We start from the raw sequence: 16,899 nt of genomic DNA, 5'->3' as shown, positions 1-16,899 counted from the left end.
TCCTTTTTATATCAACCTGATACCGCAACGTTCATAATTTCACTCTTATAACTGGCTGGAGTTGAGAACTCTTTAATGAGCCTTCCATTAAACATGATCAGTACTCTATCGCAAACTGCAAGTAATTCTTCAATTTCCGATGTAGCCATAATAATGCTTTTTCCTTCATTGGAGAGTTCTTTCATGATGGTATAAATTTCATCTTTTGCTCCAATGTCAATTCCCTGAGTTGGTTCATCGAATAATAGCAAGCGCGACTGGTGAATAAGCCATTTTGAAATAATGACTTTTTGTTGATTCCCTCCACTTAAATTCCTCATAGGGACATCGTTGCTACTCGTTTTAATATTTAGTTTTTTTATCATCTCATTCATGACAATTTTCATTTGCTGCTGCTTGATGAAGCTACGGTTTGAATACACACCAAGTGATGGCAGGAAGGCATTTTCTGAAATTGATAAATCCAGAATTGCACCTTCAGTTTTGCGATTTTCCGGCACAAGACCCATACCGCTATCCACCGCTTTTTGAGGTGAAGAAATATTTTTTTTCCTACCTTCTATATATATCTCTCCAGCATCGATGGAATCAGCCCCAAAAATTGCTCTAAGCAACTCCGTCCTTCCCGATCCTACAAGTCCATACAAACCGACGATTTCACCTTTTTTTACAGAGAATGAGACATCATGAATTTTTTTGTTGCTGAAATCTTTTACGACTAAAAATTCGTCTCTTTCAACCAAATCATGTACTTTTTCTTTTTTCTCGATTTTTCTTCCCGTAATATGTTGAATCAGTTCCGGCTGAGAAAGATTTGCCAAACTATCAGTAATGATCCATTCTCCATTTCTCAATACCGTTACACGGTCTCCCACCGCATACAATTCTTCTAGTTTATGTGAGATATAAACGATGGTGTATCCCTTGCCCTTTAGCAAATTGATTACTTCATATAATTTTGCTACTTCATCTCCAGATAGCGCTGTGGAAGGTTCGTCCATCACGATAATCTTACAATCTGCTGCAATCGCTTTAGCTATTTCTGTCATTTGTTTTAAACCCATACTCGCTGTTGAGGTTTGGCGCGTGGGTGAGATAGACAACCCCAAAAGCGAAAATATTTTTTTTGCCTCTTCGTTGAGTTGTTTCCATTTAACAAATCCGCCCTTGGGTTTAAGGTAATTTCCCAAATAAATATTTTCTGCCAAACTTAGTTCTTCAACTAACGATAATTCCTGATAGATAGTAGAAATCCCAAGTTCTTTGCTATCTGAAGGAGTTTTGATCGTGACCCGTTCTCCTTCCAAAATTATCTCGCCCTCGTCTTTTGTATAAACGCCTGCCAAAATCTTCATTAATGTAGATTTCCCTGCACCATTTGCACCAATGAGACAATGTACTTCACCTTTTTTCAGTGAAAAATCAACCTTTTGAAGTGCTTTTACTCCAGGAAAAGATTTAGACACTTGCTTCATTTCGAGTATGTTGCTCATGTTGGCCGGCCTCCCCATCCTTCAGCTTTTTCATAATAGGAAATAATACTTCATTTAAATTTAAATAAATCTCAAATAGCTCATCATATTTCCGAGTTTTTTCTAAATCAGGGTGGTATGTTTTCTTCATTTCCACCATGGCAGATGATGCATCAATCAAGCTTGGATACTCTCCAAGCCCATAGGCAGCAATGATGGCTGCACCTTTTGAACCTGTTTCTATATCTTCCGGAATCGAAATCGGCAATCCAGTCACATCGCTGATGATCTGCATCCAGCACTGGTTATGCGTTCCTCCGCCTCCTGCAATAATCCGATCAACTGGAATGGCGGATAGCTCCATAGTTCGGATTACATTTTTTGTTCCAAAAGCGATGGATTCTAGAATTGCACGATATATGTGATACTTATTGTGCGAAAGAGTCAAACCAATAAATGCTCCGGTTGCATGGGGCGTCTTGTATGGCGTTCGGTTTCCTTTCCAACTATCTAAAACCATTAGACCTTCACTACCTGCATCAATAGTCAAAATTTCTTTCTCCAGCTCTTTATATACTTTTTCTTTATCAGTACGACCTGTATAGAATTCCTGCAAAAACCAGGATATGATCGAACCACACGATAATTGCCCGCCTTCCAACAACCAATGGCCATCCAACAAAGGAGAATCGTAAGGTCCCCATAGTGAATCATTAAATATAGGTTCGTCATGGTGCATCAAGTGAACAAAACTTGTACCTGTTATCATACTTAGCTTTCCGGGTTCCAGTGCTCCTGAGCCAATCATCCCTATATGAGCATCAATACCTCCTTGATATACTGGTATACCAGCTACTAACCCTAATTGAGCCGCTACCCCAGATTTCACTACACCTACTTGATCACCCACATTTATCACATATGGCGGCCAATGCTTTGTAATCCCTTGAAGACTTACTGCTTCAAAAAATGGTTCTGAGAATCCCCCAAGTTGCTCCACGTAATTCCATTTACATGTAGCATTGCACTTAGATGCAACAAGTTGTCCGGTTAATTGATAGTTAATCCAATCGATTTGCTCAACAATCATTTTATCCGTTAAATCATAATTGTTTTTCAGCCATAAAGATTTTGTCGTCATCCATTCAATAGATGTTTTCCTACCTGAAAAACGCAATTGATCTACAACTTGAGGAAGTCGATTGTGATTGATGTCTTCTTCTTCACGAATAGCACGCTGATCCATCCAGCATTGAGCCGGTGCGATAGGATTCAATTTATCATCTGTCAGAACAACAGTGGATGAAGTCGCACACAGTGAAATAGCTTTTATCGATCGTGAATCGACGTTTTGAGAAACAGTTTTCATTGTCTCATTTAAAGCTTTCCACCAATCGTTTGCATCTTGCTCAGAATATCCGTTTTTTCTGTGCTGAGTTTTATAAGAAGCACTGGCCGTAAAAATATGTTCTCCTGCAATCGAATAGACACCTACCTTTAAAGACTGGGTTCCAAAATCCATTCCGAGAACAAGATTTTGATTCATAGAGTTTCTCCTGGATAAAGCAGTATCTTACTGAAGACAATTTCTTTATTTTTGATCTTTTCAAATACAGCTGGTGTTTCATCGATTGAATAACGATGAGAAATAATCTCTTCCGTACGAATTTTTCCTTTAGCCATACTTTCAATTACGTATGTCCATTCCTTCCCTGGGAAAGGATCAGAGAATGAATTCCAAGAACCGTTAATACCTATTTCATAACGCAGTAAACGGTCTACCGTCTTGGCTGAAAGTGTTAGAGGTTGATTGGAAATACCTAAGAAAACCACTCTTCCCATTTTGCCTGTGATACGGACAGCTTGATCTTGGGCAATTGCCGAACCGGATGTGTCAATGACAAAATCAATATGGGTATCGGCCAATACTTCAACTACATCTTCCGTTCTCGAATTTACTACTCGATCTGCTCCCAACTTTTTAGCAATTTCAAGTTTTTCATCAAAAATGTCAACTGCAATAACTTCTTTCGCCCCCATTTCTCGAGCAAATTGTACTGCAAACATGCCTATAGCTCCAAGTCCTATCACAACAGCTGTTTCGCCTTTCTGAAGATTACCTCTCCAAATTCCATGCACTGCATTGGCCGCCGGATCCACCATTGCTCCTGCATCATAAGAAATTCCATCATCAAGCTTCAGAATGTTAGCTTTGCCAACCTTGATATAGTTTGCCATTGCACCATCAGTCCGTGAACCATAGTAGTTGTAATCATCACATAATCCAAACTTGCCTTGTTTGCAGTAAACACATTTCATACAAGGCTCTAAAGGTGCAATTGTTACACGATCTCCGACTGACCATTCAGTTGCTTCTGATCCGCATTCAACTATCTTCCCAGAAAATTCATGCCCTAGAGTCAGCCCTTTTGAATAAGCTCCTTTTGTTAATGCTCTTGGAATATCCGAACCACAAATTCCGATTACTTTAACTTCTATCAAGACTTCCGTTGAGGAAATGGTTGGGACTTCCACTTGTTCAACTTGCAAGTTTCCAGGTTCGTATAATTTCACTGCTTTCATCAATTTTCCTACCTCCATTTTTTATACAATTTCTTTTGCTAAGTTTTCGTCTATAAAAAGAGTGTTTGCATATCCACCATTCAATGCTCCTTTTACGCTCTCCGCTTTTTCTTTTCCAGAAGCAATTGCAATAGAAAACTCTTTGCTCCTTAATTCTTCCAACCCAAGTCCAATAGTACGGCTGTTTAAATCTTCATCCACAATTTGTCCCTCTACTGAAAAGTACCTGGAACAAATATCCCCAACCGCTTTTTTTGCAATCAATTCTTCATATGCTCCCTCTTTGAAGTATCCACCTTTATAAAGAACTGAATTATGGGACACATTTCCGACTCCAAACACAGCAATATTACTTGCTTTTCCTAAGTTGAGGGTTTGTTCAATACTAGAATCGGTCATAATCGCTTCAGCAATTAAGGAAGAATCAACAATTGATGGTACTGGTAAGAGATATTGATCAGAGGAGAATGCTTTAGAGAATTTCTCAAGTAATGCTGCTGACCCTGTAGAAAAAGTACTCTTTGCTGCACCACCATTCAGTTGAACAATTTTCATATGCGGTAAGATTTTAGATTTCAAATGTGGTACTACGTGACTTAATGTTGTCCCCCACGATACCCCAAGCGTCAAACCATCTTCACAAATTTCATATAAATAATTCGCAACAGCTTTTCCAACATCACTTTGGATAAGAAGCGGATCATCTATGTAGACAGGGACTACAAAAACATTTTTAAGTTTGTATTTCTCCTTAATTGCATCTTCTAATTCCACAACAGAATCAAGAGTATAATTGATTTTTACATCTACAATTCCTGCTTTAAATGCCGCATCCACGATACGACTAATAGTAGGTCTGGAGTAACGAAGCTTCTCAGCTATTTCTTTTTGCGTCAAATTCATTTCATAGTGCATTCTCGCAACAATGATCATTTCCTGATTTGTATACATCTCTTCGCCCCCTTTCGAATTGAAATTATGTTCACTAAAAATAATTTATTTCACTTTATAGTTAGATTATAGAGACTATTCCGTCAAAAGGAAGCGCTTTCTAACAAGTTGCACATAATTTCAATTGCATAAGATTTTGACACAAATTGTTTTCTCACCGGAATTTTAAACTTACAAAAAAAAGGATTATCGAATTCCGATAATCCTTTAAAATACATATGATTTTTTAAGTACTTGTACTTTCTCACTTCTAGAATTTCTACGGCGTTTGAGCTGATGTTTTCCTTTTAATAGGCAATCAATAAGCAAAGTCTACATAGTTAATAAAGCGCTATAGATTTTGCAGATGACCTCCCAAGAACTTATAAATACCGCACTTCCAATTATTGCATCTATTTATTTCGTTTTAATCATATTTATCGAATGACACACTAAACATTATATCAAGGGTCTTGCGTTCTTTTTACTCAAACTGCGTCGCGGCAATGCCAAAATAAGTTCCCGGTTCTTCCGAAAATTCCACCCGTTCGAAATGCGCCTGGAACCCGGCTTCTGCAAGCAGCGCCTCCCATTCCGGCATGGAAAACAAGCCGGCTGTCATGCTGTCGTGTTCATGGGTAACTTGCCCGTTCACGTCCCGCATAATATAGGCATACTCCGTTGTCAGCATCTGATCATAAGGATCGCTGTCATAGCTCCATTCCAAATAGCGCAGGCCCCGACCATCCTGATCAACCCCACCATGATTTGTCCGCGGCTCAAACGTTTCCGTGTACTCATCCGGCATGATAAACAACAGGCCATCCGGTTTCAGATGCTTTTTGGCATTTTTCATGACCGTCAGCAAATCGGCTTTGTCTGTAAAATAGGTGATGGCGTCGTGGATAAATACCAGATCAAACTTGCCCTCGACTTTGATTGTTCGCATATCTCCCTGTATGTGCGGACAATCCGGATTTAAATCGCGGCTGACCGCCAACATTTCTGGAGACAGATCCGTTAACGTCATCGAAAAGTGTTTTTTCAGGTAAAAAGCATTGCTGCCCCCTCCTGAACCAAACTCCAGCCCATCCTTAATTGCGGGATGGTACCGCTCCATAATTTCCAAGAAAAGATGGGCTTCTTCCTCGTATTCCGTATGCGGAGACAATAGCGGCCACCACTGTGCCAACTCGTTGTACAGCTTCATGTGGATCACCCTTCCGATTTTTCTTTTATTATACAGCGGAACACCTTTTGTATAGTATGAGTAAATACGGGCTAGTGAAAACAGGACTATTAAACTACAATATATTAAAAAGAGGAGATGAAGTATGAAAAAAGTTCTTTTAGGGATAATTACCATGGCTCTGATCGCTCTGACTATCTATCTCGTGACCAGTTATCATACCACTCCTCAAGGCGCATTCAACGAACTGAAAAAATCGACAGATGCCATACCTATTCAGATGGTAGATGAGGGACATGTCATTTTGATTGATGATACAGGTGCACTTTCCATCGCGCTGATGACTACCGAGTATCGCTTCTTAGTCACGACACTTTATACAGACTTTGAAATCTTCCCTACCAATCTCAACGCGTTCGATGTGGATCTCAATCAAACCGTCGCATTTCTAAACGCACCTAGAAAATGGGAGTACACCTACGGCCTTGTTAAAAATGAAGAGATAAAATACATAGCAGATTCATGGTATCCAGAACATGAAGAGGCGTTGGCTGTTCATGCGTTGACAAACTATATTTCCAACGCCGATGCCGAAGATATCGTTCTCTGGTTTTTCCCTCAGGAGTTGGAAAAAGACACAGTGTCTTCCAATCTTAATTTTTTGAATGAAGATGAAGAATTAATTGGGGAAATTAAAGATGATTATACGGTGGAAGAGTTTTTCGTTGACTAATTTTTCACAAAAAAAGGAGAGAGGGAATGGCTGCTGATTGAAAAAAGCTTTCCTTTTCTCAAGGAAAGCCCCATAGCAATTTTCTTTTTAGTTCAACTCTTTCACCATCGTATGCGCGTAAAGATCGTGCGGGAATTTTTCGCCTTGGTATTTGTCATAAGCCTCACGGTCTTTCAAGTAAAGAATGGAACTGACCGTATCCCGATGCACCATCCGTTTCAAAATCTGTTCTGAGGTCGGCTCACCGCCATTCTCGTTTTGCACTTCGATGTTCATTAATTTCTGGCCGACAGTCTGGCCGCTAAGCCGCAGCTGGGCATATTCCAAGCCCCAGAAAACTACGGTTGGCGATAGTACTACATAGGAAAAACTGCTTTTCGTTTTCTTTTTCAAAAAAGGTTCTAGCGCGGAAGAAACCACTGTAGAAATTACTGTATCGATCGCTACCGCTTTTATCCGTTTTTTTGTTAATTCATTCATTCCATTCACCCTTCCATAATAAGTATTAGGCAGAAAGCCGACAGAATCAGAAAAGATTCTGACCATTCATACCAATAACGCTCCTCTTCCCGGTGCAGCAGCCACTCCTCGAGCCCTGTGAAAAACGCCTGTAAAATAAACAGACCGGCAAAAGGACTCAGGCGGACAGCCAGCGACAGTTCGGTGACGTCCATTTCCAAATTTACATACATCAGTGCGTAGGCAAAAGCCACAAAAATAATCCCCTGTACAACCAAGCCATAACGATTTTTATCTTCATGAAAAATACTTTTCCAGACTCTTTTTATTCCGCGTTTCCGCTTCAAATAAAAATGTGCAAAAAGGAAATAGGATGTAAAAAGAACAAGTAATCCAACGATCAAAGCTGGCTGCATGGGTAGCCCTCCTAACTAAAGTACTTCTACACTTTGGACCCGTTCCCCTTCTTTAATGAAGGCTAAGTTTAATGAAAAACAATTCACCTTTATAACTTTCCTATGATAAAGTTGTGGCACTAGGCAAGAGGAACTTTGCTTAGATTGTTTCTATTAGCCTGGACGTTGTCTTTTTTTATAAGTAGGCAAGCCTATTTAAAGTTGGATGCAGGTGACCAAAGATCAGCAAACCAAGAAGGTTGATGATTTACTTCAACGTGGGCCGACGGTTTGCCATCTGCTCCTTGAGGGAACCCATTGATTAATAGAATAAGATAAAAAAAGGGGTGTTGACTGTGATCTTTTTTATTATTTGGCTCCTTCTCGTTGGCTATGCTGTATTTCTGGCACCTGGCGGCGAGACCGATCCTGTCCTGTCGAATATTTTCAGCGGAAACTTTGGAGCGATTGATCCGCTGGTGTTTGCCGTTTTCAATTCACTTGGCTTGTTTCCGATGGTATTTTTAACGCTGCTGCTGCTGAATGACCGGCAAAAATGGCCGGCGTGGCCGTTTGCACTATTGTCTTTTGTGGTTGGCGCTTTTTCACTTTTACTCTATTTCGCTTTTGGTGACCGAAAGGCTGAAAGAAAGCTGCGAACTCCAGCTTGGCTCGTCCGCTTTCTCGGTTCCCGCTTTTGGCTGATTCTTCTTATGGTGTCATGGTTAGCGAATGGATTGATGCTGCTGCAGGGCTTTTCGCTGGCTGCTTACCGCGAAGCTTTTTTCGCATCGGGTCTGGTCTCTGTCATGACCGTCGACTGGTTTGTGCTGTGGGGCTTATCCATTTATGCCGTCCACCGCTTCTACCCGGAAGCAAAGCTCAAAGCGCTTGCATGGATTCCGATTATCGGACCGATTCTTGTACTATTTGCCAATAAAAAAAACTAACATGTTAAGTACAAAGCCGTTATGCTGGAATTTGCATAACGGCTTTAGTTGTTGCGTGAATCGATACCTCATTTAACATTTCCGCGAAAAATTGGCACCTTTTTTCAGTACATGACCAGTTTCTGCCTTCTATAAAAAGGAAGTCGTCCACTCAACAATCTGCATCAAGCCCAGCAAAGACAAAAGCAAAACAGCCGTTAGCGTAAAACTGACCATCGAACGCCGTGCGTTTCTGACGTATTTCCATTCAATCATGGTTTGAAGCAATGCCAAAACGCCGGCACTCAACATGATCAAGATGTAGTTGATGTCTGACCCGCTGATAGCAACAGCCACAATCACAGCCAGTAAACCGATGCTCATCCACCCTGCCGTCCGCTCTGATTTTTTCAGCTGTTCTCCAGCTTCTGCACGGTTCACACCATACTTTTTTTCAAGTTTGTTCAAACTCAAAGCGATCACAAACATAATTAAGATAAATCCAACCAGAATTACCGTTTCTATTCCACTCACCTCCCCAGTGCTTTATTTTGCAAAGAGCCTCTTTTGCTCTTTCGCCTGAGCTTAAAAAAACTCTGTTTGCCATCTTAATACAGAGAGAAAAACGATGATTGCCAGAGCAGTAATCGTGAAGTAAACCATCGAAGCCTGGTATTTCCGGGATCCTTTCAAGTATTTCCACTCCAGGTAAATTTGCGTTGCACATACCAAGACGAAAATCCCAAGTAATAAGGAGAAAAATGCGGCCAGCGCATCGATGAAAAAGACATACAAAACGATGATTGCCCCCAACATGACCCAGCCGTTCCAACGCTCAAACTTTTTAACCGGCACACCTGCCTGCTCTTCTTTGTCGATGCCAAAACGCTTTTTCAAGTACATCCTCAAAAACTCGAGTCCAAAAATAACCAATAGCCATATAAAGAGGACCCACATACTCCTCACCTCCTGAACCTTTGTGTATTCTACGCATCAACTGGAGAGAAGTTCCAAAAAATGTCCACAAAAAAAGCATTCCACAGAGGAATGCTTATTCAATCAGATCGCCGCATCTTCTTTAGAAGCGATGTCCTGCAAAATAGTTTCGATCGTCACTGAGCCCAATTCTTTTTCCAATGCCAGCTGGGCTGCCGACAAAATTGGCAGAACCGCATCCTCAATATTCCTGCCTACCGGGCAATTCGGATTCGGATTGTCATGGACGCTGAACAGTTCCTGCTCCTGAACCACGTCCACCGCTTTGTAGACATCCAGTAAGGTAATTTCCGAAGGGGGCTTGGCCAACTTTGCTCCGGCAATGCCAGGCTGCACTTCAACCAAGCCTGCCCGTTTCAACATGCCAGTTATTTTTCGGATCAAAGTTGCATTTGTGTTGACGCTGCCCGCAATGTATTCGGACGAACTGATGCCTTCTTTATTTAACTCAACCAAGGTCAAGATATGAATGCCTACGGTAAAACGGCTGCTGATGGACATTTTGCTCACCTGCCTCTTTTATAAATTTTTCTGATCCTGTATCTAAGCTGCTTACAAGCCAGTATACCTTAAAAACGGCACAAATAAAAAAGAGCGGATTGCGAATCGTTGACAAACCAAACAGAAAAATCTATGATGATCACATGTATCAACGATGGATACAGGTTAGCGGATTTATCAAAAATAGACGAAGCGGAGGAATCAGTTATGAAACTGTTAGTGACAGGCGCCACAGGAAAATTAGGTTCAAAAATAGTCAACACTTTATTGGAAACCGTTCCCGCAGAGCAATTGGCGGTCAGTGTTCGCAGTCCGGAGAAAGCACAGGATCTGAAAGACCGCGGTGTTGATGTGCGCCACGGAGACTTTGATCAGCCGGAAACCTTGGACAAAGCCTTTGCCGGCATTGATCGTCTGCTGATTGTTTCCACAGATGGAGATAACGATACGCGCATCGTCCAGCATGGCAACGCAGTCGCTGCTGCACAACGAGCCGGCGTTTCCTTTATCGCTTATACAAGCGTGGTGAACGCACAGGAAAGCACAAATCTTATGGCACCGCCGCACAAGGCAACAGAACAAGCCATTCAGAAAACCGGCATTCCTTACGCATTTCTGCGCAACAATTGGTATTTGGAAAACGAAGCTTCAGGCATTCAAGGTGTATTGGCAGGCGCACCTTGGCTAACTTCAGCCCCAAATGGCAAAGTTGGCTGGGCACCGCAACAGGACTATGCTGCGGCAGCCGCAGCTGTGTTAACACAAGAAGGACATGAAAATGCCATCTACGAACTTTCAGGAAGTTTACTGACTCAGGACGAATTTGCCGCTGTCTTGGGGGAGGTTCTTGGAAAAACAGTACCAGTCCAACACGTAGATGATGCGGCCTACGCAGAAACCATGTTGGGTGCAGGATTGCCTGACTTTCTCATTCCGATGTTGGTCGGCATCCAGCAAAGCATCCGCGAAGGCACATTGGATGTAGAAAGTCGTGGCTTTGAAAAACTTCTTGGCCGGCCCGTTACCCCTATAAAAGAAGGATTAACCCAACTGGTCGCATCCATACAAGCAAACCAATAGACGATCGCAACCCAGTCTTCCATCCATATGGAAGACTGGGTTTTTAAAAAGGATTTTTACGGTTTATCCTGCCCGTTGCTGGATATGTGGATGATTTCCTTATAAAACGGGGATAACTTTGTCGTTTCGTTATTCTTTAGCAGTTATCCACATGTGGATAAGGCATCCCTGTTTAGAAAAATAAAGTTCAGCGGCGGTGTGAGAACTGCGCTATACGGGTATTTTAGGCATATAATGAAAATAATAATAAGATGCGGGGCCAGCGTCTCAAACTGTTTTATTCAGGAAAGAGGTGCACGTGATGGAGCAGGACAAAAACAAACATGCGTTAAGCCATGCAGCTTCCTGGTTTGTGAAATGGGTGCTAAACAACAAGGCGGTATCTGTATTGGTCATCCTGTTATTGCTTATGCTGAACTTGCTGCTGCTGCCAAAAATCAGCTATATCTTTCAGCCATTTTTCGCTTTTTTTGATGTCATGGGTTTGCCGCTGATCATGGCGGGTGTTTTATACTATTTGCTAAATCCGTTTATCGACTGGATGGAAACGAAACACATCAAGCGAATCGGTGGTATTTCTATTGTCTTTGTGATTATTATTGGCTTGCTTGCCTGGGGAATCGCAACTCTGATTCCGATTATTCGCGAGCAGACACTAAGCTTGCTGGAAAATTGGCAAGACTATTTAGCCACTTTTATCTCTCAGATCGATAGATTTTTCCAAAGCGACATCCTGTCCCAGCTGCAAACACAATTGACCGGCAATGCAGACAGCCTATCCACTTCCATCACAGATCAGGCAGATGATGTTGTCGGGACCACTGTCACCGGCATTGGCAGCGTCTTCGGTGTCCTGTCGACGACTGTACTCGCAGTGATTACGACTCCCTTTATCCTTTTTTATCTATTGAAGGACGGCCATCAGCTGCCTTATCACATCATGAAGCTTGTGCCATCGAAAATGCGGGAACATACTTATGTTCTGTTGCGTGAAATGAACATGCAAATCAGCCAGTATATCCGCGGCCAGCTGATTGTCGCCTTTTTTGTCGGACTGATGTTTTGGATTGGTTTGAGCATCATCGGCCTCGAGTATGCACTGACACTTGGTATTTTGGCGGGTGCCTTGAACTTGATACCGTTTTTGGGTACGTTCATTGCCTTATTGCCAATTGTCATCATTGCTCTGGTGGTCCATTCGCCCATCATGCTAGTCAAGGTGCTGATTGTCTTCTTTATTGAGCAAACACTGGAAGGACGCGTTATTCAGCCTCTCATTCTGGGCAGCAACTTAAGCATCCATCCCGTCACCATTATTGCCGTACTTCTAACAGCCGGAAATCTGTTCGGCATTCCGGGCGTCATTCTCGGCATTCCCGCCTATGCCGTCAGCAAAGTGGTGCTTGCCCACTTGTTCGCTTGGTACCAAGCTTATACCGGCCTGTACGACGACGACTTTAATCCGGCGCCAAAGCCACTGGTTTCTGAAAAGAAAAAGAAAAAACAGTTGAGCTTGAAGAAGAAATTGCGGTAAATACACAGGCTGTCCTAAATTGACGGCAGCCATAGCCATATGGTAGTTTTTGCATTCAATCCATTTTCCAGAAAGGGGCAATCTGCATGAATCAATTTAAAGCCGTTAGAGTGAAAGAACAAGAAGACCAAGTAATCTATGGTTTGGAGGAGATCAATTCCGATCAGCTTTCCGAAGGGGAAGTTTTGATTAAAGTTGCCTATTCTTCCATTAACTATAAAGATATGCTGGCAGTACAGAAAAATGCAGGCGTTATCCGGAACTATCCGATGATTCCCGGAATTGATTTGAGCGGCACTGTCGTTGAGTCAACAGACTCCCGCTTCACTGAGGGACAAGAAGTAATCGTCACAGGATTTGCCATGGGCATGAGCCATACGGGAGGTTTTTCAGAATATGCACGCGTCCCGGCAGAATGGATTGTGCCGCTGCCCGCTAACTTGAGCTTGAAAGACGCCATGGTATTCGGAACAGCCGGATTTACCGCAGCACTTTCCATTCGTGCACTGGAACAAAACGGCATGGATCCGGCAAAAAATCCGGCCATCTTAGTGACAGGTTCAACTGGTGGAGTCGGCAGCATCGCGCTGCAGATCCTGTCGAAAAGCGGATACCAAAACATTTCCGCTTTGGTACGGAAAGAACACCAAGCCGAAGTCGCTAAATCACTGGGCGCAACAAATATCATTTTTGCGGAAGAACTCGGAGATGCCAAAAAGCCATTAGGCAAAACCCGATTCGACTATGTAGTGGACACGGTCGGCGGAGACGTGGCTTCTGCGTTGATTCCACAGATCTCGTATGACGGCAGCATGAGCATGTGCGGCAACGCCGGCGGACTTCAAGTAAACACTACAGTACTGCCATTCATCCTGAGAGGCGTCAGTCTGCTCGGAATCGACTCGGTCAACGTACCGATCGAAAAGCGCGGCAGCCTGTGGGAGAAAATGGCGAGCGACTGGAACATCACACAAACAACGCTGGTAAACGAGATTTCACTGGAAGAATTGACCGAAACAATCGACGCTATCAAAAATGGCCAGCATTTGGGACGGACAGTTGTGAAATTATAGGTTCAGCAAATAATGGTTTCGAATAAAAAATATGAAAAAGCGGAAAGGCTGATTTTAGCCTTTCCGCTTTTTCCGTTTCCTCAAAGATCAATCTGTTGTCGATCCCTCTTCGCTCGCAATATAACGATAAAGTTTTCCTTCTACTGTATTTTCTAATGCCAGCTGCATGTGAACGACTGGAATGTCCTTTAAGTTTTTATCTTTCATTAATGCTTGTTCTACATTTTCTTTATCTGGAAGAGCCTGTCCGAGGTAATAAAAATCTCCACCCTCGTCATCATCTTTTTTAATAAATAAATGGAGGTCGATGCCGTTTTCCGCAGCTTCCAAAATGGTTTTTACTTCTGCAGACGCTAACGTACGGTTACTTCGGGTCGACCATTTGAAGATTTCGGGGCTGATGAAGCCTTCTGTATATGCCACACTCGACTCCACTTCGGCATCTTTATGGTAAGTAACAAAGATCGGACAGGTCCCATGCTTCGTCTTGTACCCATAAATCGTTGAGCTTTCGTCGCTTGTCCAATTCAATAGCCGGCAAGCATCTTTACGAGTGTATTTTTTGTACAGTGTTAAAGCCTGGTCGCATCTGTAACTTTTGCTTAACTCTTTGGCACTTGTGACGAGATCTTTCAGCATCGCTTGAAAGCTTGCATTTCGCGCTAGGCTTTCTTGAATTTCTTTATTAAACTCGATGCTATCTGAGCCAAAAACCACAAGTGGTTTCGTGCCGTATTTTTTCCGAGGGCCTTGGTTGAAAAAGCTCAGGTCCATGATTCGTTGTACCGATGCTAAAGTTTCTGGGTCACCTGAGCAGTTATGAGATCTTAGGTATTGTTCATATGCTGCCATCGTGACCTTTTCTTTTTCCAGCAATAATTCAAGAAGTAGTATTTCGTGCAGTCTCTTGCCATTTAAGATCTCCAAAGAAAGCATGGTTACCACTTGTTCTTCGTATCCATTGACCAATGGATCAATTTCTTTAAGCTTCATTAAAAACTGGTGATAGGTTGTATACTTCTGAACAATCACTAACGGATCGATTGAATTGTGGTGAATAAAATCCTGAAGCTGTGGAATATGTCCTATTCTGTTTTTAAGTTCGATATAGGCTTCCCGAAGAATCTTCATGTCATTTAAATTGCTTTTTTTAATCGCCGAAAACACACGATTTTTTGCTATTTCTTCAAAGTTCACAGTGGAAATGCCTTTGATGTAGCTCGTATCCTTCATTCGACGGCGAATGTTGTCCTTGTTCTGCGAACGTTCGCCGGACAAAGCGATGGGAATGAGGTAGTTGTTTTTGTAATTTCCAATAAAATCAATAATCGTGACAAATTCTTTGGAGCCGTGCTTTCGAAGGCCGCGCCCGAGCTGTTGGATAAAGATGATGCTCGACTGCGTTTGCCGCAGCATGACGACTTGATTAACGCTCGGAATATCTATCCCTTCGTTGAAAATATCAACAGTTAAAATATAATCGATAATGCCGTTTTCTAACCGTTCGACCTGCAAAATACGCTCTTCTTGAGAATTTTGGCCGGTCAATGCGACAGTCTTTAATCCTCTTCGGTTCAGCTCTTCTGAAAGTTGAAGCGCTTCTTCTTTTCTGCTGCAAAACATGAGACCTCGCACTTTGTCACCTGAATGGCCGTAATACTCGACCTTTTGCAGAAGATGCTCGATACGTTCTTCCGTTACCAGCTTTGAAAAAACCGTCGCTTCGTCAATCACGCCTTCTTCATATTCCACATCCGTTACCCCAAAATAATGAAATGGACAAAGCATGTCTTCTTCCAATGCTTCCTGTAAGCGAATTTCGTATGCCACATTATAATCAAACAGCTCGTAAATATTAAAATCATCTGTACGTTCAGGTGTCGCAGTCATCCCCATTAAAAACTTCGGTCGGAAATGCTCTATCACCCGCTGATACGATTGGGCTCCTGCTTTATGTACTTCGTCAATTAAAATATAGTCAAATGCTTGCGAATCCAGTTGACGGAGTGTGTCTTCTTTTGAAATCGTTTGAATGGTCGCGAATAAATAACGGGCATTCGTCTCCCGTAAATTGCCCGACAGAATTCCGAAATCTTTTTCTACACCACCCAATATTCGAATGAAATCAGCTTTAGCTTTTTGAAGAATTTGTTCTCTATGAACGATGAATAACATTCGTTTTGGTGCAAATTCACGCACGTCAAACGCGGATAGGTAAGTTTTCCCCGTACCGGTCGCTGAAATCACCAAGCCTTTGTCATTCCCAGCTTCCCGCACCGCTTGGATTTCCCGAAGAGCAGCTTTTTGCATGTTGTTCGGTTTGATATGGATGGCTTCTTCTAATGGATTTTCTGTATACACTTCCGGAAATTCGGCCACATTGGTCCATTCTTTTCGGTATTCCATCGGCACGTACGCTTGTTCATAGCTTGTGATCCATTGTTCCGTCAGCGGCTGCGCGCTTTCCCACACTTCTTCGAATTGATGATAAAAGTGAGAAACCAATTCGCCATTTTCATGCGAGCTCAGCTTTATGTTCCATTCATAGTTCACCTTCAAGGCTTGCGCCGTTAAATTAGAACTCCCGACGATCAAGGTTTTATGCGTGTTATGAGAAAAAATATACCCCTTCGAATGAAAGCCTTTCATACTCGATAATCGTACTTCCACATTGCTGATTTTCATAAGTTCTTTGAATACTTTCGGCTGATTGAAATTCAAAAATGTCGAGGTCAAAATTCTTCCTTTGATTCCTTTCTGATCTAAGTCCGATAAGTGGGTTTTCAACGTCGCCAACCCACTCTCCGTGACAAAAGCCACAGAAAAAAGAAACGATTGGCAGCTATCCAACTCCTCAATGATCGAGTTCAATACCGTTTCGTTTGTTTTGGTGTTGTTGATCAGCAGGGTTGGCTTAAAGCGTTCCCCACTCGGTTTGGTTTGATCAATAAATCCTTTGTAAATTGAGTCTTCTAAACTCTGAAGAAAATTCATATTCGTCCCTCGCTTCTTCCAAATAACTCAA

16 protein-coding genes are annotated in these 16,899 nt (G+C 42.3%); 5 read left to right on the top strand and 11 right to left on the bottom strand.

The genetic code is table 11. From position 1 onward, the window contains the following. Positions 1-11 precede the first annotated feature (11 nt). The 5 genes from AC4EG4_RS09940 to AC4EG4_RS09920 form a co-directional block, all read right to left on the bottom strand. A complete protein-coding gene (locus AC4EG4_RS09940; RefSeq protein ID WP_490977047.1) occupies positions 12-1,493 on the bottom strand; it encodes a sugar ABC transporter ATP-binding protein in 1,482 nt (493 codons plus the stop codon). Next, positions 1,459-3,018, bottom strand: a complete 1,560-nt coding sequence (locus AC4EG4_RS09935; RefSeq protein ID WP_490977046.1) for an FGGY-family carbohydrate kinase — start codon at positions 3,016-3,018, stop codon at positions 1,459-1,461. The genes AC4EG4_RS09940 and AC4EG4_RS09935 overlap by 35 nt, the downstream gene beginning before the upstream one ends. Further along, positions 3,015-4,055 carry a galactitol-1-phosphate 5-dehydrogenase gene (locus tag AC4EG4_RS09930; RefSeq protein WP_490977909.1) on the bottom strand — a complete coding sequence of 347 codons (1,041 nt, stop codon included), beginning with the start codon at positions 4,053-4,055 and terminating at the stop codon, positions 3,015-3,017. The genes AC4EG4_RS09935 and AC4EG4_RS09930 overlap by 4 nt, the downstream gene beginning before the upstream one ends. Positions 4,056-4,076: 21 nt before the next feature. Beyond that, complete coding sequence (locus tag AC4EG4_RS09925) at positions 4,077-5,006, bottom strand: sugar-binding transcriptional regulator (protein ID WP_490987713.1); 930 nt, start codon at positions 5,004-5,006, stop codon at positions 4,077-4,079. A 463-nt stretch (positions 5,007-5,469) separates the two neighbouring features. Further along, positions 5,470-6,195: a class I SAM-dependent methyltransferase gene (locus AC4EG4_RS09920; RefSeq protein ID WP_490987712.1), complete on the bottom strand. Its 726-nt coding sequence runs from the start codon at positions 6,193-6,195 to the stop codon at positions 5,470-5,472. 124 nt (positions 6,196-6,319) lie between these two features. Here AC4EG4_RS09920 and AC4EG4_RS09915 point away from each other — a divergent pair, with 124 nt between their 5' ends. Further along, positions 6,320-6,907 (top strand): hypothetical protein, encoded by a 588-nt coding sequence (locus tag AC4EG4_RS09915; protein WP_490987711.1) that lies wholly within the window; start codon positions 6,320-6,322, stop codon positions 6,905-6,907. A gap of 87 nt (positions 6,908-6,994) precedes the next feature. Here AC4EG4_RS09915 and AC4EG4_RS09910 read toward each other — a convergent pair whose 3' ends face one another. Next, on the bottom strand, positions 6,995-7,387 hold the full coding sequence (locus tag AC4EG4_RS09910) for an RDD family protein (RefSeq protein ID WP_490987710.1): 393 nt from the start codon (positions 7,385-7,387) through the stop codon (positions 6,995-6,997). 5 nt (positions 7,388-7,392) lie between these two features. After that, complete coding sequence (locus tag AC4EG4_RS09905; protein WP_490987709.1) at positions 7,393-7,782, bottom strand: DUF4181 domain-containing protein; 390 nt, start codon at positions 7,780-7,782, stop codon at positions 7,393-7,395. A 335-nt stretch (positions 7,783-8,117) separates the two neighbouring features. On the opposite strand from AC4EG4_RS09905, the gene AC4EG4_RS09900 reads away from it, so the two are divergent. Beyond that, complete coding sequence (locus AC4EG4_RS09900; protein ID WP_490987708.1) at positions 8,118-8,711, top strand: hypothetical protein; 594 nt, start codon at positions 8,118-8,120, stop codon at positions 8,709-8,711. A gap of 129 nt (positions 8,712-8,840) precedes the next feature. Here the strand turns inward: AC4EG4_RS09900 and AC4EG4_RS09895 are convergent, their stop codons facing one another. The 3 genes from AC4EG4_RS09895 to AC4EG4_RS09885 form a co-directional block, all read right to left on the bottom strand. Further along, on the bottom strand, positions 8,841-9,224 hold the full coding sequence (locus AC4EG4_RS09895) for a DUF4181 domain-containing protein (RefSeq protein ID WP_490987707.1): 384 nt from the start codon (positions 9,222-9,224) through the stop codon (positions 8,841-8,843). A gap of 51 nt (positions 9,225-9,275) precedes the next feature. Continuing rightward, complete coding sequence (locus AC4EG4_RS09890; RefSeq protein WP_490987706.1) at positions 9,276-9,647, bottom strand: DUF4181 domain-containing protein; 372 nt, start codon at positions 9,645-9,647, stop codon at positions 9,276-9,278. 102 nt (positions 9,648-9,749) lie between these two features. Then, positions 9,750-10,187 carry an Rrf2 family transcriptional regulator gene (locus tag AC4EG4_RS09885; protein ID WP_490977037.1) on the bottom strand — a complete coding sequence of 146 codons (438 nt, stop codon included), beginning with the start codon at positions 10,185-10,187 and terminating at the stop codon, positions 9,750-9,752. 207 nt (positions 10,188-10,394) lie between these two features. On the opposite strand from AC4EG4_RS09885, the gene AC4EG4_RS09880 reads away from it, so the two are divergent. The 3 genes from AC4EG4_RS09880 to AC4EG4_RS09870 all read left to right on the top strand — a co-directional run bounded on the left by AC4EG4_RS09880 (position 10,395) and on the right by AC4EG4_RS09870 (position 13,874). Beyond that, the gene (locus tag AC4EG4_RS09880; RefSeq protein ID WP_490987705.1) at positions 10,395-11,267 is read left to right on the top strand and encodes an SDR family oxidoreductase; all 873 of its coding nucleotides are present in this window, start codon (positions 10,395-10,397) and stop codon (positions 11,265-11,267) included. Between the two features lie 301 nt (positions 11,268-11,568). Continuing rightward, positions 11,569-12,801, top strand: a complete 1,233-nt coding sequence (locus tag AC4EG4_RS09875; protein ID WP_490987704.1) for an AI-2E family transporter — start codon at positions 11,569-11,571, stop codon at positions 12,799-12,801. Positions 12,802-12,887: 86 nt separating this feature from the next. Further along, the gene (locus tag AC4EG4_RS09870) at positions 12,888-13,874 is read left to right on the top strand and encodes a YhdH/YhfP family quinone oxidoreductase (protein ID WP_490977034.1); all 987 of its coding nucleotides are present in this window, start codon (positions 12,888-12,890) and stop codon (positions 13,872-13,874) included. An 87-nt stretch (positions 13,875-13,961) separates the two neighbouring features. Here the strand turns inward: AC4EG4_RS09870 and AC4EG4_RS09865 are convergent, their stop codons facing one another. Further along, on the bottom strand, positions 13,962-16,868 hold the full coding sequence (locus tag AC4EG4_RS09865; RefSeq protein WP_490987703.1) for a DEAD/DEAH box helicase: 2,907 nt from the start codon (positions 16,866-16,868) through the stop codon (positions 13,962-13,964). Positions 16,869-16,899 lie beyond the last annotated feature (31 nt).

This window comes from Planococcus sp. TJ-201 (genome assembly GCF_058268495.1).
The sequence above is the reverse complement of the archived record's forward strand: the minus strand, read 5'-3'. Positions and strand labels throughout refer to the sequence as shown.